The organism is Arthrobacter sp. NtRootA1, assembly GCF_019976975.1.
GTDB classification, from domain to species: Bacteria; Actinomycetota; Actinomycetes; order Actinomycetales; family Micrococcaceae; genus Arthrobacter; species Arthrobacter aromaticivorans.
This window is the reverse complement of record NZ_AP024630.1, coordinates 3,914,446-3,934,303: the sequence shown is the minus strand read 5'-3', so window position 1 is coordinate 3,934,303 and position 19,858 is coordinate 3,914,446. Positions and strand designations below refer to the sequence as shown.

Sequence of the window (19,858 nt, the reverse complement as noted above, 5' to 3'; positions counted from 1 at the left end):
CCTTCGGCTTAGTGCTTACGCTGTGTGGGCTGACGCTCGGCGCCCTGCCTACGCTGTGCGCGACAATCTATCAGTCGCCAGGCAGTAATCGCGTGAGGTTTATGGCCGAGGGACCAACAGGCCGCCAACAGATTCGCGATAGCTTTCCAAGGTGATCGCAGCAGTGCGCTGCCAGCCGAAGGATTCGGCGTGGGTCGCGGCCAAACGGCCCATGTCCTCGCGTGTCTGTACGTCGTCGTACAAATCCTCGAGGGCATCAGCCCAGTCGGAAGGATCGTGACCATCCACGAGGATGCCCGTCCGGCCATCGGAAATGGCGCGTGAGAGCCCACCCACGTTGGTGGCCACCACAGGGGTACCGCACGCTTGTGCTTCCAAGGCCACAAGTCCGAAGGACTCGCTGAACGAGGGCATCACCACGACGTCGGCGGAGCGGAACCAGCTGGCGAGCTCGGGCGCTACAACCGGCGGGCGATGCGTGACGACGTCGGCCAGCCCGGCCTCCTCGATGATGTGCTGCAGGTTGAAGTCCTTGGCGCCGCTCAGCGAGCCCAGAATGGTCATTTCCAGATCGATGTCCGGCCTGCGCTTGCGCAGCAGACCAGCTGCTTTGACGAAGACCTGGGGACCCTTAAGCCGTTGGATCCGGCCTGCGAACAGAATGTGGAAGCTGTCCGGCCTGACGTCCCGCTGGGCGCGCGACTTGCGACGGAAGGATGGTGTGAAGACTTTGAGGTCCACGCCAGGAGGTGCGACGTCGATCTTGTCGATATCGGCGCCGTAGTGGGAGACGAGCTCTTCTGCCTCGGCTGGAGTATTGGCGATGAGGCGGGCAGCCCCATCAACAATCCGCTGCTCGCCTTCCTCCCGACGCCGGGGTTCGGGGCGCTCGCCGGACTCGAGAACAAGATTCTTGACCTTGGCCATGGTGTGCATGGTGTGGACCAGCGGAACACCCCAGAGCTCAGCCAATTCCAGCCCCGCAACGCCGGACACCCAGTAATGCGAATGGATGGCGTCGTAACGGCCGTGGGGTTGCTGCTGCCGGATCCGATCGATCTCCTCCACCATCTGGTGGAGGAGGGCAGGCAATTCTTCCTTGGGGACTTTCCGCCGGGGTCCGGCCATCACGTTGTGGACGCACACGCCGGGTCCTGGGTGCTCGACGGCGGCTTGGCCGGCTTTGGTGGAACGGGTGAAGATCTCTACCTCCACCCCAGACTCGGCCAGCGCCATGGCCAACGCACGGACGTAGACGTTCATCCCACCCGCGTCCCCGGCCCCTGGCTGCTCCATGGGGGAGGTGTGCAGTGAAAGGAATGCCACGCGGCGGATCAACGGCACACTTTCCTCCTTCACATGAAGCTGACTTGCGGGGCAAAACCACTTTCGCCCTGCAGAAAACACTACTCCTGAAGCCCAGCACTACATGGTGCCGATCCCGGCTATGTGGACAAGGCTGCTAGCGTGTGCGCTGTGAGCCAAGAAACCCTTTTCGATATCCGCCCCGCCACACCCGATGACTGGCCCGGCATCTGGTCCCTCATGGAGCCCGTCCTCCGCGAGGGGGAGACCTTCACCTGGGACCGCGACACCACCGAGGAAGCTGCCCGTGCCAAGTGGATGAAGGAAGCGCCCGGCCAAACCTTCGTTGCAGTGCGTACCGCGGACGGGCCGCATCCGGGCGGAGAAGTCCTGGGCACTGGCGAGTTCCATGCGAACCAGGCTGGTGGTGGCAGCCACGTGGCGAACGCGGGGTATATGGTGAGCTCCAAGCATTCGGGCCAGGGAATTGCACGGGCACTGTGTGCCTACTCCTTAAAGGAAGCCAAAACAGCAGGATTCCGCGCCATGCAGTTTAATGCTGTGGTGGAGAGCAACGTCCGGGCCGTGTGGTTGTGGCAATCCATGGGTTTCCGCATCCTGGCCACGGTTCCCGAGGCGTTCAACCACCCTGAAATTGGATACGTCGGCCTGCACGTGATGTACCGGAAGCTCTAGAAGTGCAGGGAAATCACTTCCAGAGTCCGCGCAGTTCCGGGAAGGCTGCCTCGTAGCCGTCAAGGAGTTCAGCGCCCAGCGACGCCGAGCCTACCAGCGGGTGGGCGGCAAACGCTTGGAGTGCCGCGTCCCGGTCACAGTCCCGCACTGCCTGGACCGTCAGCCGCTCCACCTCCTTGACGTGTTGCATCAAGGTGAGGAACTGGCCTCCGGGCCGTTCCTGCGCAAGCGGCAGGGCGCCGTCGGGAGTCACCTCGCAGGGAACTTCGACGACGGCGTCCCCCGGGAGCCCGGGCAGGGCGACTTCCGCCGCATTTGCCGACGAACCGGCGACCGGTGAATTGGGCACATTGAGGATCAACTGCGCCGTCCCACCACCGGATAGAGCCCGCATCACGGACAACGCCACACGCTCATACCCACCCCCGGCGAGGTCTTCCTCGTCGCGGTGCTCCCCGTGCGTCCGGGCCTCGGCCAAGTAGCCCTCCTCACGGGAGCGCCGGGCCGCATCCCACATGGCGTAGGCGTTCGAGGATTCCACAAGGGAAGGGTAGAGCGAGCTTTGTTGATGGTGGATGGACGTCCCACGCGTTTCGCGTTGCTTCAGGATGGCTTCGATCGCCTGGTCAGTTTGGTAGTAGTAGTAAAGGTATTCATTGGGCAGGCAACCGAGTTTGTCCAGGGTGTGCTGGCCGAACAAACGCCCTTCTTCCATGGTTTCGAGCGCCCCACGATCCGATAACAGCTCCGGCAGCAGGTCCCGGCCACCGGGCGCCAGCTTGTAAAGCCAGCCGAGGTGGTTCAACCCGAAGTAGCCCACGCCGTCGAGCGTTCCTTCGTGAAGGGGCGAACCGACGGCCCGGGCAGCGCGTTGGACCAAGCCGCCGGCGGAATCGCAGATGCCGATGACCTTTCGTCCCAGCACCGGCACAAGCGCCTCGGTCACCATCCCGGCGGGGTTGGTGAAGTTGATGAGCCACGCATCCGGGCAATAGTGCCGCATTCCCTCGGCGAGTCCCAGCATGTGCGGAATGGAGCGGAGGGCATAGGAGATGCCGCCCGCGCCCGTGGTTTCCTGGCCCAGCAAGCCGACGTCCAAGGCAACGCGTTCGTCGGCGATCCGGCCTTCGGTGCCGCCGGGGCGGATCGCCGCAAAGACCATATCGGTGCCGGTGAGAGCCTGCCCCAGGTCCGTGGAAATCACGACGGCGGGCCGGGAGCCTTCCGGAGGCGGCATGTCGCGGAGGACTGCCTGGATGGCGGCGAGACGTGCCGGATCGACGTCGTAGAGCACCACCTCGCGCACCAGTCCCGCGAACGGACCCGTGCATAACGCACGGTACACAAGGGGTACCCGGAATCCGCCGCCACCGGCGATCATGAGCCGCATGATCCGAGTCTATGCAGCCCGGAAGGCGCAGCGTAGTGTGCCGTGCATGGACGCAATGCCCCAGCGACGTTTTGATCCCCTTGCCGCCGTGCGTACGGAGGGCGACGGCCAATGCGACCTTCTCCTGGCAGGAACGGTCTTCCAGGACATCATTTTCACCGGACTCCCGCACTCTCCCGAGCCCGGCACTGAAGTGTGGAGCGAAGGCATGGGCAGCTGCCCGGGCGGGGTTGCCAACCAAGCGATCGCCGCGGCACGGCTTGGCCTGAGGACCAACTTGGCAGCGGCCTTTGGCGACGACGGTTACGGGGATTACAACTGGCAGATCCTTGAAAGCCAGGAGCATGTGGACTTGTCCCTGTCGCGTCGCGTCCCTGGCTGGCACTCGCCGGTAACGGTGTCCATGTGCGTGAACCAGGATCGATCCATGGTCACCCACGGGCACCCGGCGCCGATCAAGGCCTCGGACCTGATCGGGCAACCACCCAAGGCGCTCGCGGCCGTCGCGGACCTGGGCGAGGAGTTGGAACCGTGGATGCTGGCGGCGAAGACCGCGGGAACGAAGCTTTTCGGCGTGGTGGGCTGGGACCCCAGCGGAGAGTGGTCACAACGCAGGTTGGACCAGCTGGAACACTTTTATGCTTTCCTGCCCAACGCGCCGGAAGCCATGGCGTTCACGGGCAAGACCGATCCGTGGGCGGCGCTCTATTCCTTGGCAGATCGCGTTCCAGTGGCTGTGGTGACGTTGGGCGCGCAGGGCGCCATGGCCGTGGACTCGGAGACGGGTGAAGAGGAATGGGTGCCATCGCTGCCCGTGTCTGCATACGATCCGACCGGCGCCGGCGATTGTTTCGGGGCGGCCTTCATTGTGGGGTGCCTGGCGGGATGGAGATTGGGGGACCGCCTGCGGTTCGCGAACCTCTGTGCCTCGCTGGCCGTACAACAGGTGGGCGGGTCCCTCGCCGCCCCTGGCTGGGGCGACATCGCGGACTGGTGGCAGCGTGCCAACGCCCGCAAGGAACGCCAATCGAGCCAGTGGTTGCGGCGTTTCGCTTTCCTTGAGCCGATCGTGAAGGACATCCCCGCCGAAGCCCAACGACGCGCCCGCGCCACGATCGCGCACTTGTCCGATGCCCAGTAGGAGCGGGGGGAATTGAACCCCCGTTCCCCGGCACCACTAGAATCTCTAGGGTGACTTACGAAGCAGCTGCAGATATCGGGATCGGGTCCAAGACCTCCATAGCAAAGTCAGCGGTGCTCGAGCGTTCCGCCGTGATCGATCTTGAGGCCGTGCGGCACAACGTTCGTCAGTTTGTGGCGATCGCCTCCCCGGCCTCCGTGATGGCTGTGGTGAAGGCTGACGCGTATGGCCATGGCGTGGTTCAGGTTGCACGTGCAGCCCTCGACGCCGGAGCGGCCTGGCTCGGAGTCGCCCACATTTCTGAGGCGCTCGCCTTGCGTGCCGCTGGCATTGAGGCACCCTTGTTGGCCTGGCTGCACACCCGTGAGAGCAACTTCCAAGCCGCAGTTGCCGCGGGCATCGACGTCGGGATTTCCGGTTGGGAGCTGGATGCCGTGGTGGCGGCTGCCCGCGAACAGGAGCGCCCCGCTCGTGTCCATCTGAAGGTGGATACCGGGCTGGGCCGCAATGGCTGCACGATCGCCGACTGGGACCAGTTGGTGGGGCAGGCCATGGAATACCAGGACGAAGGCCTGCTTCGCGTCGTTGGCATTTTCTCCCACCTTGCCGTGGCCGACGAGCCGCACCGGCCCGAAACGGACCAACAATTGGCGGTTTTCCGTGAGGCACTCGCCATCGCTGAGGATGCAGGCGTCGATACCGAGGTCAGGCACATCGCCAACACTCCCGCCGCCCTGTCCCGGCCGGATTCGCACTTCGACCTCATCCGCGTCGGGCTCGGCATCTACGGGTTGTCGCCCTTCGAAGGGGTTACCTCGGCCGAACTTGGCCTGCACGCCGCCATGACCGTCCGCGCGCTCCTCTCCAACTGCAAAAAGGTGCCGGAGGGGCAAGGCGTTTCCTACGGCCTGAAGTACCACACCAGCCAGGAGAGCACGCTTGGCCTGATTCCCTTGGGCTACGCCGATGGCGTCCCGCGCGTTGCCACGGGCGGTCCAGTTCGTGTCAACGGCGTCACCTACCCTGTGGTGGGCCAGATCGCGATGGACCAGATGGTGATTGACCTTGGACCGCTCACCCCTGAAGAAGCGGCCGAACTCAAGGGCAGCGAAGCCGTCATGTTCGGCGACGGCGCCGATGGGGGCCCCACCGCGGATGACTGGGCGGCCGCAGCGGGAACCATCAACTATGAGATCGTCACCCGCATTAGCCCGCGGGTGCCCCGCAGCTACATCAACGAGGCTCCGGCGGTCAACGAGGCTTCGGCAAAGCCTGAGGTACACCAAGGGACCCGCGCAGCATCGGAATCGGCGACCCTGTGAACGAACCACTGAACGAACCAAGCCAACCGGTATGGGAACGCAGGCTGAATGTCACGACGGCGGAACAAACCCACGCGCTCGGCGCAGCACTCGGCGGGGTACTTGAGGCGGGGGACCTCCTTGTCCTGACCGGAGAGTTGGGCGCGGGTAAAACGACGTTCACGCAGGGGCTGGGCGAGGGCTTGGGCGTACGTGCCGGGATCATCTCTCCTACGTTCGTGCTGGTTCGCATTCATCCCAACCTTCCGGAGGGCCCGCGTCCCGGTGGCCCGGACCTGGTCCACGTCGACGCCTACAGGCTGGAATCAGCTGCTGAGATCGATGACATTGATCTTGAGAACACCATGGACACGTCCGTAACCGTGGTGGAGTGGGGGAGGGACCGGGTGGAGCACCTCTCGGACAGCCGCCTGGAAGTGGATCTTCACCGGTCTGTGGGTAGCGGAGGCGCTGTGCCGGCCGCCGATGTCGCCGACAGCGGCACGGTCCTGGACTTTGACACCGATGACGACGACGAACCCCGCACCATCGTTTTCCGCGGTTTTGGCCCACGCTGGGCCGAGGCACCGAAGCTTCTTGAAAACACGATCTCCGAGGGAGGCCACTGATGCTCATCCTGGCCATCGACACCTCCGCAGTCGCCAGCGCTGCGCTCATTTCGGATGTTGCCATGGAAGGCGTGGTGGATTCCTTCTCCACTGAGGACACACGAAGCCATGCCGAAGTCCTTGCACCCGGCATCGAGAAGCTCCTGGCTGGAGCAGGCGTTACCGGCGCGGATATCGATGTGATCGTCACGGGCGTGGGCCCCGGACCCTTTACCGGGCTGCGTTCGGGTATTGCAACCGCACGCACCCTGGCTTTCGTCTGGAACAAACCGCTCTATGGCCTGATGAGCCTTGACGCGATTGCCCTTGAAGTAGCGGAGTCCACTGCCGCTGTTTCCGAATTCCTGGTGGCCACTGACGCCCGGCGCAAAGAGGTCTACTGGGCACGGTACGTCCTGGAGGAGGGCCAGCTTCCCCAGCTCATCGACGGACCGCATGTGGGTTTCGCCTCGGACTTGCCGGACCTTCCAGTGTTCGGAGCCGGCGCTGGCCTGTACGCCGACGTCCTCCGTGCTGACGAAGACTTTGCCGAGACCCAACCGGACGCGGCCTCCCTTGGCCAGGTGGCGCTTGCTCGGTTGACTGCAGGGCAGGAGCTCTTGGATTCCACGCCCTTGTACCTGCGCGAATCGGACGCACAGGTACCGGGTCCCAGGAAGCGTGCCCTGTGATGAAAGGGGAACGATGAAACTTTCACCCAAACTTGAGCTCGCAGGAGTTTCGCTGCGGGACATGACCGAGGCTGATGTCCCGGCCGTGGAAGCCTTGGAACGTCGACTGTTCCCCGTGGATGCCTGGCCCCTGCAGATGTTCTTCGACGAGTTGTCCCAGCCCGAAACACGCCGCTATGTGGTGGCCGAGGTTGAGGGCCAGATCGTGGCATACGCCGGCTTGATGTGCATCGAGCCGATCGCGGACGTCCAGACGATCGCCGTCGTTCCCGAATTTGAAGGCAAAGGCATTGGTTCGGCCATCCTGACCGAACTGATTGAAGAGGCCCGGCGGCGTCGCGCGGCGGACGTCCTCCTGGAGGTGCGCGCGGACAACCCCCGTGCACAGCAGTTGTATCTTCGCTTCGGATTCGAACAGATCCACGTCCGTCCCCGGTACTACCGGGATGGGACGGACGCGTTGATCATGCGCCTGCCCCTCACCGAGCCACATTCCACAGAAGGAGCCAACGCGTGAGCGGCCCTTATCCCGAACAGCCGAAGCAGCCTTTGGTGCTGGGCATCGAATCGTCCTGCGACGAAACCGGCGTCGGAATCGTGCGCGGTACAACGCTGCTGACCAACACGGTGTCTTCCTCCATGGACGAGCACGTGCGCTTTGGCGGCGTCATCCCCGAGATCGCTTCGCGCGCCCATCTGGATGCCTTTGTCCCCACGCTCCAGGAAGCGCTGCATGAGGCGGGAGTGACCCTGGAGGACGTCGATGCCATTGCTGTCACCTCCGGCCCCGGCCTGGCGGGCGCCCTAATGGTTGGTGTCTGCGCCGCGAAGGCACTGGCCGTCGCTACGGGCAAGCCGCTCTACGCGATCAATCACCTCGTAGCGCATGTTGGCGTGGGGCTGCTGGATTCAAAGCCTGACGCCGGTGCTGCCGCCGGCCAGTTGCCGCAGAACCTCGGTGCACTTCTGGTTTCCGGTGGCCACACGGAGATCCTCCGTATCCGCAGCATCACAGATGACGTGGAACTCCTGGGGTCCACCATCGATGACGCCGCCGGTGAAGCCTACGACAAAGTTGCCCGGATTCTGGGCCTTGGCTACCCGGGTGGTCCGGCCATCGACAAACTCGCGCGCCAGGGCAATCCCAAGTCCATCCGCTTTCCGCGCGGCCTCACGCAGCCCAAATACATGGGCACCGCGGAGGAAAAGGGACCGCACCGCTACGACTGGTCCTTCAGCGGCCTGAAAACCGCGGTGGCCAGATGCGTGGAGCAATTCGAAGCCCGCGGTGAGGAAGCACCTGTAGCTGATATCGCCGCGGCATTCCAGGAAGCCGTGGTGGACGTCATCAGTTCAAAGGCGGTCTTGGCCTGCAAGGAGCACGGGATTACTGACGTGCTCCTTGGTGGAGGCGTTGCTGCCAACTCGCGGCTGCGTGAATTGACCGGTCAACGGTGCGTGTCAGCGGGCATCAAGCTGCACGTGCCGCCGCTGGATCTCTGCACGGACAACGGTGCCATGGTGGCAGCCCTTGGTGCTCAACTGATCATGGCCGGAATCGGGCCCAGCGGAATAGCGTTCGCGCCGGATTCCTCTATGCCTGTCACCACGGTGTCGGTGGCTGCGTAGCTCCACTCAATTATGCGTCGGGGCCTTTGCGCATCTGTTGCACGAGGTCCATGACCACGGCTTGCAGGTCCCCGTTGTGTTCGGCGGCCACTCGGCGCTGGCGTTGGTAGCTGGCGCCGCGTTCGATGATCTTCATGACGTCGGCCAGTTCCTCGGAGCACCCGAGCTTGGCTGCCACGGGTTCCAAGCGTGCGACGGTTTCTGCGAGGTGCTCGGTGACCAACTGCTCGTTGCCTTTGGCATCCAGAATGATGATGGCTTCCATGCCATAGCGGGCGGCACGCCACTTGTTTTCCTGGACGTGCCAAGGCGGCATGGTGGGGATGCTGCCGCCGGCGTCGAGGATGGAGGAGAACTCGTCCACGAGACACTGCGTCAGTGCGGCAATCGCGCCCACTTCCTCAAGGGTGGCGAGGCCATCGCAGATGCGCATCTCGATAGTGCCCAGGTTGGAAACAGGCCGGATGTCCCAGCGGATTTCAGAGATGGCGTCGATGACACCTGTGGTGAACATGTCCTGGACGTAGGACTCGTATGCTTCCCAGGTTTCGAACTGGAACGGCAGGCCAGCGGTGGGGAGCTGTTGGAACATGAGGGCCCGCTGGGATGCGTAGCCGGTTTCTTCGCCGGCCCAGAAGGGGCTGGAAGCGGACAGTGCCTGGAAGTGCGGGAAGTAGTTGACCAGGCCGTCCAGGATGGGGAGTACTTTGTCCCGGCGATCGATGCCCACGTGGACGTGGACACCATAGATGACCATTTGGCGTCCCCACCATTGGGTCCGCTCGATCAGCTTGGCGTAGCGCTCCTTGTCGGTGACCGGCTGAAGCAGGGGTGGGCTGAAGGGATGGCTGCCTGCGCAGAACACCTCCACGCCCATGGGGTCGGTGACTTCGCGGACAGCGGCGAGGGAGCGGCTGAGGTCCTCTTTGGCTTCCTTGACCGTTTCGCAGATTCCGGTAACGAGTTCCACCGTGTTCAGGAGCAGTTCGCGCTTGATGTGGGGGTGTTCGTCGTCTTCGTTGAGGTCCGGGTGGTTCGCGGCGACACCCTTGAGGACGTCGTTCGCGACCGAGACCAGTTCTCCGGTGCGTGCATTGACGAGCGCCAACTCCCATTCCACACCCAGTGTCGATTGCCTGGATGGCGCAAACTCAATCTGCACGTAGTCCCCTCGTTGCTTGTTTCTGCTGGACTTTCTGCTGGACGCAACCCGCTGCGGGGCCGTCAGCGGTCGGCTCAAGTCTAGTGCAGGCGGAGCATGGCTGATTGCGGACAGGTTGAAGGTAAGCGTCGTGACACACCTGAACAAATTGCTAATGAGAATGATTTGCATCTATAATCTTTCCATGCACCTCACCGTTGTCAGCTCCCTGGACAGTCAGTGCCGCGAAGCGGCCACCGCCCGGCTTGGCCGAACCCACACGAACTCCGTCGTAGTCCTTCACGACCTCCTGGATGGTTCCTTGGTCATGCGGCGCGTATACAGGGTAGGTCAGTTGTTTGAGCGTGAAACCACCGTTCTGGAGCACGGCTGCCTCAGCTGCACGGTCAAGCTGGATGTAGTACCGACGGCGGAACGCCTCGCCGCGTGCGGGTTCGACCACGTGGTTTTGGGCCTACCCCCTGGCGTCGCAGCAGGGATGGCAGTCGCAGAACTCCGGCGCGGCCTCAGCCAGCCAGCCGTCATGGACAACGCCATCCTGGCTCTGGACCCTGTGGATCTTGACGATCACATCTGGGACCGTCACACCCTTTTTGAATCCGGCTTCACATCGATGCCGGAGGATGACCGGACTAGCGGCGAGTTCCTGATCGGCGAGTTCGGGCACGTTGACACTGTCATGTTGCATCCCGGCCTCGGGGCAGAATTGTCCGGCAATCCCCGCCTGGGATCCGAAGAATGGGTCACTGGCGTGGAGCTGCTGGGCCAGCTCGCACCACACGCCGCAGCAATCGGTGCAGACGATGACTTCAGGTCAGGCTGCTTCGACGACGCCGAAGCAGCCGCACGTACCAGGCCCGGCGTCGTGCGTCTGCCCTTGGACGATGAGACCGGTTCCTTCCGGACAGTCCTCCATAAAGCGGGGCGGCCGCTGCACCCTGGCCGTTTCCGTGACGCTCTTCCCCAACTCGCGGCCGGAACCCACTGGCTCCGCGGACGTCTGTGGATCGCCTCGGCTGCCAAGACGCGGATTGCGGTACAGGGAATTGGTCCCCGTGTGTGGCTTGAGAGCACCGGGACCTGGCTAGCGGACGCACCCACCGTAGCCCGCAACGGCAAGGTGGGAGCCGACGTCGACGCCGTCCTGGACTGGCACCCGAACTATGGCGACCGCGGAACGGTCCTGGCCATTACCGGACGCTCCGAGGACATCGACCCCCAGGAAATCCGCGCCCTCCTGGAGGGCTGCCAATTGACCGAGGCCGAGATGGAACTCGACTTTGGTGTCTGGGAGGACCCCCTGGAACTTAGCGAAGCCCTCTAACCCAGCCACCCGAAAGCCCATCCACCAACAAGAAGGAGAAAAACCATGAAGGTCAGGAACTCACTGCGTGCCCTCAAGAAGATTCCGGGCGCACAGATAGTCCGGCGGCGTGGGCGCACGTTCGTCATCAACAAGAACAACCCGCGCATGAAGGCCCGCCAAGGCTAACGGCACGGAAGCGAAAAGAGGCCGTTGTTTAATGGGTGAATGCCAATCCTGAACAAAGACATGTCCCTGTGCATTTCGCTCGCGGCCCGGCCCAGCAACATTGGGACCCGGTTCCACAATTACTTGTACGACCTGCTGGGACTGAACTTTGTCTACAAGGCATTCGCCCCGGCGGACATCACTCTTGCAGTGGCTGGCATCCGCGGCCTCCCCATCAGGGGAGCCGCGGTGTCCATGCCCTACAAGGAAGCTGTCATCCCGCTTGTGGACGTGATGGATCCTTCGGCCAAGGCCATCGATTCGGTCAACACGATTGTCAACAACGACGGCGTCCTGACCGCGTACAACACCGACTACATCGCCATCGCCCGGCTCCTGAAAGACCACAAGGTTCCCAACAGCCACACAGTGCTGCTGCGCGGAGCCGGAGGAATGGCGAAAGCGGTGGCCGCAGCTCTCCGCGATGCAGGCTTTACGTCCGTGACCATCGTTGCCCGTAACGAAACCACGGGCCGTGCGCTCGCGGACCTTTACGGTTTCGGCTGGCAGGACGACGTCAATGGATCAACAGCGGACCTCATCATCAATGTCACGCCCCTGGGCATGGCTGGTGCGGACGAAAGGGCACAGTCTTTTGACGACGCCACCATTGCCGCCGCGAAGATAGTGTTCGACGTCGTCGCCCTCCCCTCGGAGACGCCGCTCATCACGGCTGCCCGTCAAGCAGGCAAGCCGGTGATCACCGGAGCCGAAGTTATCGCGATCCAGGCTGAAGAACAATTCGTCCTGTACACGGGCGTCCGCCCGAGCGCTGACCAGGTCCGCGAAGCCTCGGAGTTCTCCCGCCGCTGACGGAGCCTAGAACGTCACGGGCTCCACAACCACGGCCACTCTTTCCTCGCCAATCCTGGTGAGGACCAGGGTGGCCGTCTTTGCGTGCTTGGTGTCGCGCTTGGATGGAAGCAGTTGTTTCCGCAGTTCCTCCGGAGTGACTGCCGTGCCGCGCTTCTTGATATCCAGCACCGTGATGCCGTTCGCTTTGACCCAGGCTTTGAGCGCCTTCACGTTGTAAGGCATTACTTCCAGCACCTTGTATGCGCGGGCAAAGGGCGAGTCGTGGAGTTCCGGGGCGCAGATGTAGGCGATATGTTCATCAACCAAGTGCCCGCCAAAACGTTCTGCGACGTCGGCCACCAGGCCTGCGCGGATGACCGCACCGTCCGGTTCGTAGAGGAACCCTTCAACCGGCCCGACGGCGGCTACCGGGCCGCCGTCGAAATCCTCGCCGCTGGTGAGTTCAGCAGCGCCCTGGGAGCCGATGACAAGTGCCGCGCGCCGTACCCCGGGCCGGGCCACCGCATTGAACCATAGGGTGACCTCAGTGACATCGCCGCCTACGGAGACCCACTGCGCTTCGCAGTTCGCCGGAACCGAGTCGTGTGGCATCCCGGGACCCATCTTGACGCCCACCGCCCGGCCGCCCGCAGCCAGCCCTTCAACGAACGACAACGGGGGAGAGAACGCTTCCGGATCCCAAATCCTCTTGGTCCCGGACGTAGAGGTTGTGCGTCGTGCGGGATCCAGCCACACGCCGTCGATGCCATCCAGGTCCACTGATGTGGCGTCGGAATGCACCACTCTGGCGTGCGGGAAGGGCATGAGGTTGATGGTGGCGCAGGCGGCAGTGGTTTCATCCATTTCCACGGCGGTCACGGCAATATCCATCGAGGCCAAGGCCATGGAGTCCGCTCCGAGGCCGCAGCCGAGGTCGGCTACGTGGGAGATGCCGGCCTTGGCAAAACGCTCGGCGTGCCGGGCTGCAACGTTGAGGCGGGTTGCCTGCTCAAGTCCGGCCTGGGTGAACAGCATCTGCCGGGCGAACTCGCCGAACTTGGCCTCGGCGCGGGTCCGGAGGCGGGACTGCGTCAATACCGCAGCCACGAGTTCGGGGGAGTGACCTGCTTTCCGGAGTTCGGCGTTAACGCTGAACGAATCGGCTTCGCGGTACGGCCCCAGCGAGGCAAGAAGTTCCCATCCTTCAGTGGTCAGCAAGGGTGCGATCTGTTCCTGCGGTGCGTGAGACATGGGATCAAGCCTAACGGCGCGCGCCCTGACGCCGTGAGTTGGGAATCGGCCCGATAGGGTTGTTTTCATGGAAGACAACGCAGCTCCGCAGCCCTCCGATACGAACAACCCGGGCGGGAACCACTCCGCTGGCCCAGGAGCTCCAGAGCATTCCTCCGGCCGATCCCTTGTGGCGTTTGCCCGTCCTGCCTTGATCGCAGGGGCCGTGATCGCTGTAATCTGCATCGGCCTGCTGATCGTCATCTTCGCCTTGGACTCTTTCAACGCAGCGGCATACTCCGTCACAGGCAAGAGCGTGAATGACGCTACGGATGAAGCCCGCGATATCCGTGACCTCTACAGCGGGGCCCGCATTGGCGGGATTATCGCCTTGGTAATTTCCGGCGTCGTGGCCCTGGCGGCCGCCGTCGTGCTGTATTTGAACCGCGGATCGGCTCCCACAGATGAGGACGACGACGGCGAAGACTACGATCTGGATGACCTCACCGGCCGGTAGCGGGAGTTCACCTAGGACGAAATTCTGGCACTCGCCTTGACCGAGTGCTAACGCTTACATAGAGTCTTGTTAGCACTCTCCCCCGGAGGGTGCTAATCACGCCAGGCGTCCACCGGCACCGCGACGACGGTTGCACGCTACGGCACCCTAGTTCTTAGTCCATGAATCAGCTCATGAAAAGGAGAGTCCGAGTGTCGGTCTCGATTAAGCCTCTTGAGGATCGTATTGTTGTTCGCCCGCTCGAAGCAGAGCAGACCACGGCTTCCGGCCTGGTAATTCCGGACTCCGCACAGGAGAAGCCGCAGGAAGGCGAAGTTGTTGCAATCGGCCCCGGCCGCTTCGATGACAACGGCAACCGAGTGCCGGTTGACGTAGCTGTTGGCGACGTCGTTATCTACTCCAAGTACGGTGGAACCGAAGTCAAGACCGGCGGCAACGAGTACCTCGTTCTGTCCGCCCGCGACGTCCTTGCGATCGTCGTAAAGTAACTTCCTGGAGCCCCGCACCGCAGCCGCGTTGGAATTATTCCGACCCTCTGCGGTGCGGGTTTTCTGTCTTGAAAGGACACAACCATGGCAAAGCAGCTTGCTTTTAACGATGCTGCCCGCCGGTCTCTTGAGGCCGGTATCGACAAGCTCGCCAACACTGTCAAGGTGACGCTTGGCCCGCGCGGCCGCAACGTCGTGCTGGACAAGAAGTGGGGCGCTCCCACGATCACCAACGATGGCGTGACCATCGCCCGCGAAGTTGAGCTTGACGACCCCTACGAGAACCTTGGTGCCCAGCTGGCCAAGGAAGTAGCCACCAAGACCAACGACGTCGCTGGCGACGGCACCACCACCGCTACGGTGCTGGCCCAGGCACTGGTCAAGGAAGGCCTGCGCAACGTTGCTGCTGGTGCCGCTCCTGGCGAAATCAAGCGTGGCATCGAGGTTTCCATTGAAGCCATCGCAGCCCGCCTCCTGGAGAACGCAAGCGAAGTGCAGGGCACCCAGGTTGCCAACGTTGCTGCTATTTCCGCACAGAGCGACGAAATTGGCGAACTGCTGGCCGAGGCGTTTGGCAAGGTTGGCAAAGATGGCGTCATCACCATCGAAGAATCCTCCACCACCCAGACCGAGCTCGTCCTCACCGAAGGCATGCAGTTCGACAAGGGCTACCTTTCCCCGTACTTCGTCACTGATGCAGAACGCCAGGAAGCTGTCCTCGAAGACGCCTTGATCCTGATCAACCAGGGCAAGATCTCCTCCCTGCAGGAATTCCTGCCGTTGCTGGAGAAAGCGCTGCAGGCCTCCAAGCCGCTGTTCATCATCGCCGAGGACATCGAAGGCGAAGCCCTGTCCACGCTGATCGTCAACCGCATCCGCGGCACGCTGAACGTTGTTGCTGTCAAGGCTCCGGGCTTCGGCGACCGCCGCAAGGCCATGCTCCAGGACATCGCGACGCTGACGGGCGCCCAGGTTGTTTCTCCTGACCTTGGCCTGTCGCTGGACACTGTTGGCCTCGAGGTACTGGGTACGGCACGCCGTATCACGGTCACCAAGGACAACACCACGATCGTTGATGGCGCCGGAACCGAGCAGGACGTTGCCGACCGCGTGGCCCAGCTGCGCGCCGAGCTCACCCGCACGGACTCCGACTGGGACCGCGAGAAGCTGCAGGAGCGCCTTGCCAAGCTGGCTGGCGGCATCGGCGTTATCAAGGTTGGCGCAGCCACCGAGGTTGAACTGAAGGAAAAGAAGCACCGCATCGAGGACGCCGTTTCCTCCACGCGTGCAGCCCTTGAAGAAGGCATCGTTTCCGGTGGCGGTTCCGCCCTCATCCACGCCCTCAAGGCACTGGACGAGTCCCCGGCCGTCAAGGCCCTGGAAGGCGACGCAGCAGCAGCTGTTGGCATCGTCCGCCGTGCCTTGATCCAACCGCTGCGCTGGATCGCCCAGAACGCTGGCTTCGACGGCTTCGTCGTCGTTTCCAAGGTCTCCGAACTCGAAGCCAACCACGGCTTCAACGCCAAGTCCGGTGAGTACGAGGACCTGATCGCCGCCGGCGTGATCGACCCCGTCAAGGTCACCCGCTCCGCACTCCGCAACGCCGCTTCCATCGCTGCCCTGGTTCTCACCACCGAGACCCTGGTTGCCGAAAAGCCGGCTGAGGAAGAAGACGCACACGCAGGCCACCAGCACTAACAGCCTGTTCGAAAAAGCCCTGGTCACTCGTGGCCAGGGCTTTTTTCTGCCCTCTTGGGCTGCCCGAGCGCCGGCTTTCAGTGTCCGCTTGCGACGTCCGCTTGCGGCGTTCTGACCTTCTTTGAACCCGGGCAGTCGCCATGCAACCGAAAATGGTTGAAACCAAGGGCTTCGAGACTTCAAAGACGGTCAGGGACACACACGGCTCCCCAAGGATGCGTGGACCCATTGTGGGCTTACGACGGCGGCGGTACCCTGACGCTAATACGGCCGCTTGGGTGCGCCAACCGGGTTGCTCCCGGTCGCAGAGTGGGTGTGGACTATGCCGGTTACAGCCTTGGATCTGGGACGCTCGGCGTTCTCCGAGCACCGCTGGGGCGATGCACTTGACTGCCTTGCCCGGGCAGACGCCGAGGGCGGATTGCCACCCCAGGACATTGAAGTCGCGGCCTCCGTGGCCATGCTGTTGGGCAAGGACTCCGAAGGCGTTGCCTACCTGACACGGGCGCACGACGAATACCTCACTGTAGGAGACATGGCTGCCGCCGCCCGTTGCGCAGCGTGGCTGGTGCTGTTCCTCATGGACCTCGGAGAACCGTCCCGCAGCTCGGGCTGGATGTCCCGGGCAAAACATCTAGTGGAAGAACTGGACGAGCCCACCGAAGCTGAAGGCTATCTCCTGATTCCGTCGGCGCTCGGAGCGTTGTACGGGGGAAATCCTGAAGCAAGCAACGAGCTCTTTGGCCGCGCCCTGGCTGTGGGGGAGCGGTTCCACGATAAGGACCTCATGGCCCTTGGACAGCTGGGTCTGGGCACCGCCAGCATCACCCTTGGATTCCCGGACAAAGGCTTGGAGATTCTGGACGAAGTCATGGTTTCCGTGACGGCAGGGGAAGTGTCGCCCATCCCTTCGGGCATCATCTACTGCGCCGTTATCGGCAGCTGCCGCCTTGCCTTCGATGTCCAGCGAGCCCATGAATGGACCGCAGCGTTGCAACGTTGGTGCGGGGATCGTCCGGACATGGTGATGTTCAGTGGGCAGTGCCAGTCCCACAGGGCAGAGCTGTTCATCCTCCATGGCGCCTGGGATGACGCCATGGCTGCCGTCCACATTGCCCAGGACCGTTCGCGCCGCGGCGATCCGGAAGCGGCTTGGGGTGCGTGGTATCTGCAGGGCGAGATCCTGCGTCTGAAGGGCCGGTTTGATGAGGCCAGTGAGGCGTATGCCAAGGCCGCAGAGACCGGCTTCGAAGCCCTCCCCGGGCTCGCGCTGGTGCTGGCAGGCCAGCAAAAAGTGTCCCAAGCCCAAGCAATGTTGCGCCGTGCGATGTCAGGCTCGGACCCCGCCAACCGACGGCGGCTGCTTCCCGCCGTCGTCGACGTCGAGCTTGCCGCTGGTGATCTTAAGGCGGCAAGGGCGGCGGTTGACGAGCTGGCGGCCCCGGTCCCGGAAACGGGCAGGCCCCTGGAACGGGCACTTGCGGCGCAGGCAGAAGCCCAGGTCCTGCTCGCAGAGGGCAATGCGGCCGCAGCACTTGTGGCCGCCAGAAAGGCATGGCGGCTCTGGTACAGCCTCGAGGCACCTTATGGTGCCGCCACATGCAGAGTGCTGACGGGTCGCGCGTGTTCGGAACTGGGCGATCCCGACTCTGCCGCCATGGAATTCGAAGCTGCTATGGCCGAGTTCGCTGAACTTGAGGCCGCGCCAGCCGTCACTGAAGTGCTGGGACTAAGTTCGGGAACCGGCATGGCGGGAGGTGCCAGGAATGGTTCCACGCGCACTGCCGGTGACCTGACCGCCCGTGACCTGACCGCCCGTGAACTGGAAGTCCTGCGGCTTGTCGCCGACGGAAAAGCCAACAAGTCCATTGCCCGGGAACTGTACCTGAGCGAAAAGACCGTCGCCCGCCATGTCAGCAACATCCTCAGCAAACTTTCCTTGCCATCCAGGGTTGCTGCGACCAGATACGCCTTTGAACACCATTTAGCCCACTGATGCTCTCTCACATCCCACAGCTTTTCCCCCGATCTTCACTCACATACCGCTGGGTTTTCCCGACCGCTCTCTCACTTCCCGGCATGCGCATAAATACCCATGCCCATTGCAGCAGGATGCGTCATTTGGCCGACGCGGTAGAGGGCGCCGGACTCATAGCTTGGGCTTATGAACATTCCACTGCTCGCCGGCTCCGTATCCACCGTGCTCTTTGCATCCAGCATGCTGCCCATGTTGTTCAAGGCAGTCCGCACCAAGGACCTGGCCTCCTACAGTTTGAGCAATATCACCCTGACCAACATCGCCAATGCCGTGCACTCCTTCTACGTCTTCGACCTCCCGGCGGGGCCAGTGTGGCTGCTGCACAGCTTCTACGTGGTGACGTCGGCACTGATGTTGGTGTGGTGCCTGCGATACCGGAAGGCTCCCGCTGAAACTCCAGCAACGCGGGGTCGGTTAAGGCCCATGCCAGCCGCTGCGATGGGCCGTAAGTGACCGCGCGTTGGATCAGAAACGAGAAAGGAAAAGCCATGAAAAATGCTAGTGACCCACAGTTCGATACCGTGATCGTGGGCGGTGGCCAGGCCGGCTTGGCGCTCGGCTACTGGCTGGCCAAAGGGCACCACAACTTCGTCATCCTTGACGAGAACGCCAGGACCGGCGATTCGTGGCGCCAACGGTGGGATTCGCTTCGTCTCTTCACACCAGCCAAGTACGACGGTTTGCCGGGCGCGCCCTTCCCGGGCGACCGCCTGGCGTTCCCCCATAAGGATGAGTTGGCGGACTACCTCGAAGAATATGCACGACGGTTCAGTCTGCCCGTGGTTCACGGAGTCCGTGTTGATGGAGTGACGCAACAGGGTGATCGCTTTCTTGTGAGCTCCGGTGATCGGTCCTGGACCGCCAACAACGTAGTGGTTGCGACCGGTGGATATCGCCTGCCCAAGCGTCCGGCATTCGCGAATGAGCTGGATCCCGGCATCGTGCAGCTTCACTCGCAGGAATACAAGAACCCTGGGCAACTCCAACCTGGACCAGTGCTCGTGGTCGGGCTCGGCAATTCCGGCGCGGAGATTGCCCTTGAAGCCAGCCGGACCCACACCACGTTGCTGGCCGGCAAAGCCAGTGGCGAAATCCCCGTTCGCCATGGACGCGCTGCAGCCCGGTTTGTCCTGCCTGTGATCCGGTTCGCAGGCCTTCACATCCTGACCCTTAACACGCCGGTTGGCCGGAAAGTGGCGCCGGCATTCAAGATGATGGCGGCACCTTTGATCCGAACGCGGACTAAGGAACTGCGTGACGCGAAGGTGGAACTGCTGCCAAGGATAGCCAGCGTAAAGCAAGGTAAACCGTTGCTGGAAGAGGGCCGGACCTTGGACGTGGCGAACGTCATCTGGTGTACCGGATATCGGGTGGACTACTCGTGGCTGAAGCTCCCTTACCAAGACGGAGACGGGACGCCGGCCCACAAAAGGGGAGTCGTGGAATCTGTTTCTGGACTCTATTTCCTCGGCCAGGAGTTCCTGTTCGCGGCCGTCTCGGCAACCCTTCCAGGAGTTGGTCGCGACGCCCGTTACCTGGCTCGCCGCATCACAGCCGACCGGCAGCTGACGGCTGAGCGTCGGCCGGCCCTGACCTAGTTTCCGGGCGTCCAAACACACGTGCCTTGGCACAGGCAA

20 protein-coding genes are annotated in these 19,858 nt (G+C 63.0%); 16 read left to right on the top strand and 4 right to left on the bottom strand.

What is annotated here, in order from left to right; translation table 11 throughout:
• Positions 1–99: 99 nt before the first annotated feature.
• Positions 100–1,344 (bottom strand): D-inositol-3-phosphate glycosyltransferase, encoded by a 1,245-nt coding sequence (gene mshA, locus LDN90_RS17855; RefSeq protein ID WP_216925123.1) that lies wholly within the window; start codon positions 1,342–1,344, stop codon positions 100–102.
• A gap of 123 nt (positions 1,345–1,467) precedes the next feature.
• Between mshA and LDN90_RS17850 the strand changes: the two genes are divergently transcribed.
• Positions 1,468–2,001, top strand: coding sequence for an N-acetyltransferase (locus tag LDN90_RS17850; protein ID WP_223946533.1), 534 nt, complete (start codon positions 1,468–1,470; stop codon positions 1,999–2,001).
• Positions 2,002–2,014: 13 nt separating this feature from the next.
• Here LDN90_RS17850 and LDN90_RS17845 read toward each other — a convergent pair whose 3' ends face one another.
• Positions 2,015–3,391, bottom strand: coding sequence for a 6-phospho-beta-glucosidase (locus tag LDN90_RS17845; protein ID WP_223946532.1), 1,377 nt, complete (start codon positions 3,389–3,391; stop codon positions 2,015–2,017).
• 46 nt (positions 3,392–3,437) lie between these two features.
• Between LDN90_RS17845 and LDN90_RS17840 the strand changes: the two genes are divergently transcribed.
• The 6 genes from LDN90_RS17840 to tsaD are packed head-to-tail and all read left to right on the top strand — an operon-like array spanning position 3,438 to position 8,762.
• Positions 3,438–4,532, top strand: a complete 1,095-nt coding sequence (locus tag LDN90_RS17840) for a carbohydrate kinase family protein (RefSeq protein ID WP_223946531.1) — start codon at positions 3,438–3,440, stop codon at positions 4,530–4,532.
• Positions 4,533–4,582: 50 nt separating this feature from the next.
• Positions 4,583–5,854 (top strand): alanine racemase, encoded by a 1,272-nt coding sequence (gene alr, locus LDN90_RS17835; RefSeq protein ID WP_223946530.1) that lies wholly within the window; start codon positions 4,583–4,585, stop codon positions 5,852–5,854.
• Complete coding sequence (gene tsaE / locus LDN90_RS17830; protein ID WP_223946529.1) at positions 5,851–6,462, top strand: tRNA (adenosine(37)-N6)-threonylcarbamoyltransferase complex ATPase subunit type 1 TsaE; 612 nt, start codon at positions 5,851–5,853, stop codon at positions 6,460–6,462. The genes alr and tsaE overlap by 4 nt, the downstream gene beginning before the upstream one ends.
• Positions 6,462–7,133, top strand: a complete 672-nt coding sequence (gene tsaB, locus LDN90_RS17825; RefSeq protein ID WP_223946528.1) for a tRNA (adenosine(37)-N6)-threonylcarbamoyltransferase complex dimerization subunit type 1 TsaB — start codon at positions 6,462–6,464, stop codon at positions 7,131–7,133. Before tsaE ends, tsaB begins: the two co-directional genes overlap by 1 nt.
• Before the next feature lie 13 nt (positions 7,134–7,146).
• Complete coding sequence (gene rimI / locus LDN90_RS17820; protein ID WP_216925129.1) at positions 7,147–7,650, top strand: ribosomal protein S18-alanine N-acetyltransferase; 504 nt, start codon at positions 7,147–7,149, stop codon at positions 7,648–7,650.
• Positions 7,647–8,762 carry a tRNA (adenosine(37)-N6)-threonylcarbamoyltransferase complex transferase subunit TsaD gene (tsaD, locus tag LDN90_RS17815; RefSeq protein WP_223946527.1) on the top strand — a complete coding sequence of 372 codons (1,116 nt, stop codon included), beginning with the start codon at positions 7,647–7,649 and terminating at the stop codon, positions 8,760–8,762. The genes rimI and tsaD overlap by 4 nt, the downstream gene beginning before the upstream one ends.
• A gap of 10 nt (positions 8,763–8,772) precedes the next feature.
• Here the strand turns inward: tsaD and LDN90_RS17810 are convergent, their stop codons facing one another.
• Positions 8,773–9,924 (bottom strand): glutamate--cysteine ligase, encoded by a 1,152-nt coding sequence (locus LDN90_RS17810; RefSeq protein WP_223946526.1) that lies wholly within the window; start codon positions 9,922–9,924, stop codon positions 8,773–8,775.
• Positions 9,925–10,108: 184 nt separating this feature from the next.
• On the opposite strand from LDN90_RS17810, the gene LDN90_RS17805 reads away from it, so the two are divergent.
• From LDN90_RS17805 to LDN90_RS17795, 3 genes are read left to right on the top strand one after another with little or no spacing between them, the layout of a single operon-like run.
• Entirely contained in the window at positions 10,109–11,248 is a 1,140-nt protein-coding gene (locus LDN90_RS17805; protein ID WP_223946525.1) for a GTP-binding protein, read from the top strand.
• A gap of 45 nt (positions 11,249–11,293) precedes the next feature.
• Positions 11,294–11,416 (top strand): type B 50S ribosomal protein L36, encoded by a 123-nt coding sequence (ykgO, locus tag LDN90_RS17800; RefSeq protein WP_011775528.1) that lies wholly within the window; start codon positions 11,294–11,296, stop codon positions 11,414–11,416.
• Positions 11,417–11,455: 39 nt separating this feature from the next.
• Positions 11,456–12,268 carry a shikimate 5-dehydrogenase gene (locus tag LDN90_RS17795; RefSeq protein WP_223946524.1) on the top strand — a complete coding sequence of 271 codons (813 nt, stop codon included), beginning with the start codon at positions 11,456–11,458 and terminating at the stop codon, positions 12,266–12,268.
• Between the two features lie 6 nt (positions 12,269–12,274).
• On the opposite strand, the gene LDN90_RS17790 is transcribed toward LDN90_RS17795, so the two are convergent.
• Entirely contained in the window at positions 12,275–13,501 is a 1,227-nt protein-coding gene (locus LDN90_RS17790; RefSeq protein WP_223946523.1) for a class I SAM-dependent methyltransferase, read from the bottom strand.
• Positions 13,502–13,568: 67 nt separating this feature from the next.
• Between LDN90_RS17790 and LDN90_RS17785 the strand changes: the two genes are divergently transcribed.
• The 6 genes from LDN90_RS17785 (at position 13,569) to LDN90_RS17760 (ending at position 19,819) form a co-directional block, all read left to right on the top strand.
• The gene (locus LDN90_RS17785; RefSeq protein ID WP_223946522.1) at positions 13,569–13,997 is read left to right on the top strand and encodes a hypothetical protein; all 429 of its coding nucleotides are present in this window, start codon (positions 13,569–13,571) and stop codon (positions 13,995–13,997) included.
• A gap of 191 nt (positions 13,998–14,188) precedes the next feature.
• Entirely contained in the window at positions 14,189–14,485 is a 297-nt protein-coding gene (gene groES / locus LDN90_RS17780; RefSeq protein WP_011775524.1) for a co-chaperone GroES, read from the top strand.
• Positions 14,486–14,569: 84 nt separating this feature from the next.
• On the top strand, positions 14,570–16,183 hold the full coding sequence (gene groL / locus LDN90_RS17775; RefSeq protein WP_216925135.1) for a chaperonin GroEL: 1,614 nt from the start codon (positions 14,570–14,572) through the stop codon (positions 16,181–16,183).
• A gap of 322 nt (positions 16,184–16,505) precedes the next feature.
• A complete protein-coding gene (locus LDN90_RS17770) occupies positions 16,506–18,179 on the top strand; it encodes a LuxR C-terminal-related transcriptional regulator (RefSeq protein ID WP_223946521.1) in 1,674 nt (557 codons plus the stop codon).
• 168 nt (positions 18,180–18,347) lie between these two features.
• Complete coding sequence (locus LDN90_RS17765) at positions 18,348–18,674, top strand: hypothetical protein (RefSeq protein WP_223946520.1); 327 nt, start codon at positions 18,348–18,350, stop codon at positions 18,672–18,674.
• Positions 18,675–18,709: 35 nt separating this feature from the next.
• Positions 18,710–19,819, top strand: a complete 1,110-nt coding sequence (locus LDN90_RS17760) for an NAD(P)-binding domain-containing protein (protein WP_223946519.1) — start codon at positions 18,710–18,712, stop codon at positions 19,817–19,819.
• Positions 19,820–19,858: the final 39 nt, after the last annotated feature.

What these genes read in the sequence shown, in the direction of transcription:
- LDN90_RS17845 (WP_223946532.1), bottom strand. Translation starts at nt 3,391, where the DNA reads ATGCGGCTCATGATCGCCGGTGGCGGCGGATTCCGGGTACCCCTTGTG.
- LDN90_RS17840 (WP_223946531.1), top strand. Translation starts at nt 3,438, where the DNA reads ATGGACGCAATGCCCCAGCGACGTTTTGATCCCCTTGCCGCCGTGCGT.
- tsaB (WP_223946528.1), top strand. Translation starts at nt 6,462, where the DNA reads ATGCTCATCCTGGCCATCGACACCTCCGCAGTCGCCAGCGCTGCGCTC.
- rimI (WP_216925129.1), top strand. Translation starts at nt 7,147, where the DNA reads ATGAAACTTTCACCCAAACTTGAGCTCGCAGGAGTTTCGCTGCGGGAC.
- LDN90_RS17805 (WP_223946525.1), top strand. Translation starts at nt 10,109, where the DNA reads ATGCACCTCACCGTTGTCAGCTCCCTGGACAGTCAGTGCCGCGAAGCG.
- ykgO (WP_011775528.1), top strand. Translation starts at nt 11,294, where the DNA reads ATGAAGGTCAGGAACTCACTGCGTGCCCTCAAGAAGATTCCGGGCGCA.
- LDN90_RS17795 (WP_223946524.1), top strand. Translation starts at nt 11,456, where the DNA reads ATGCCAATCCTGAACAAAGACATGTCCCTGTGCATTTCGCTCGCGGCC.
- LDN90_RS17790 (WP_223946523.1), bottom strand. Translation starts at nt 13,501, where the DNA reads ATGTCTCACGCACCGCAGGAACAGATCGCACCCTTGCTGACCACTGAA.
- LDN90_RS17785 (WP_223946522.1), top strand. Translation starts at nt 13,569, where the DNA reads ATGGAAGACAACGCAGCTCCGCAGCCCTCCGATACGAACAACCCGGGC.
- groL (WP_216925135.1), top strand. Translation starts at nt 14,570, where the DNA reads ATGGCAAAGCAGCTTGCTTTTAACGATGCTGCCCGCCGGTCTCTTGAG.
- LDN90_RS17770 (WP_223946521.1), top strand. Translation starts at nt 16,506, where the DNA reads ATGCCGGTTACAGCCTTGGATCTGGGACGCTCGGCGTTCTCCGAGCAC.
- LDN90_RS17765 (WP_223946520.1), top strand. Translation starts at nt 18,348, where the DNA reads ATGAACATTCCACTGCTCGCCGGCTCCGTATCCACCGTGCTCTTTGCA.
- LDN90_RS17760 (WP_223946519.1), top strand. Translation starts at nt 18,710, where the DNA reads ATGAAAAATGCTAGTGACCCACAGTTCGATACCGTGATCGTGGGCGGT.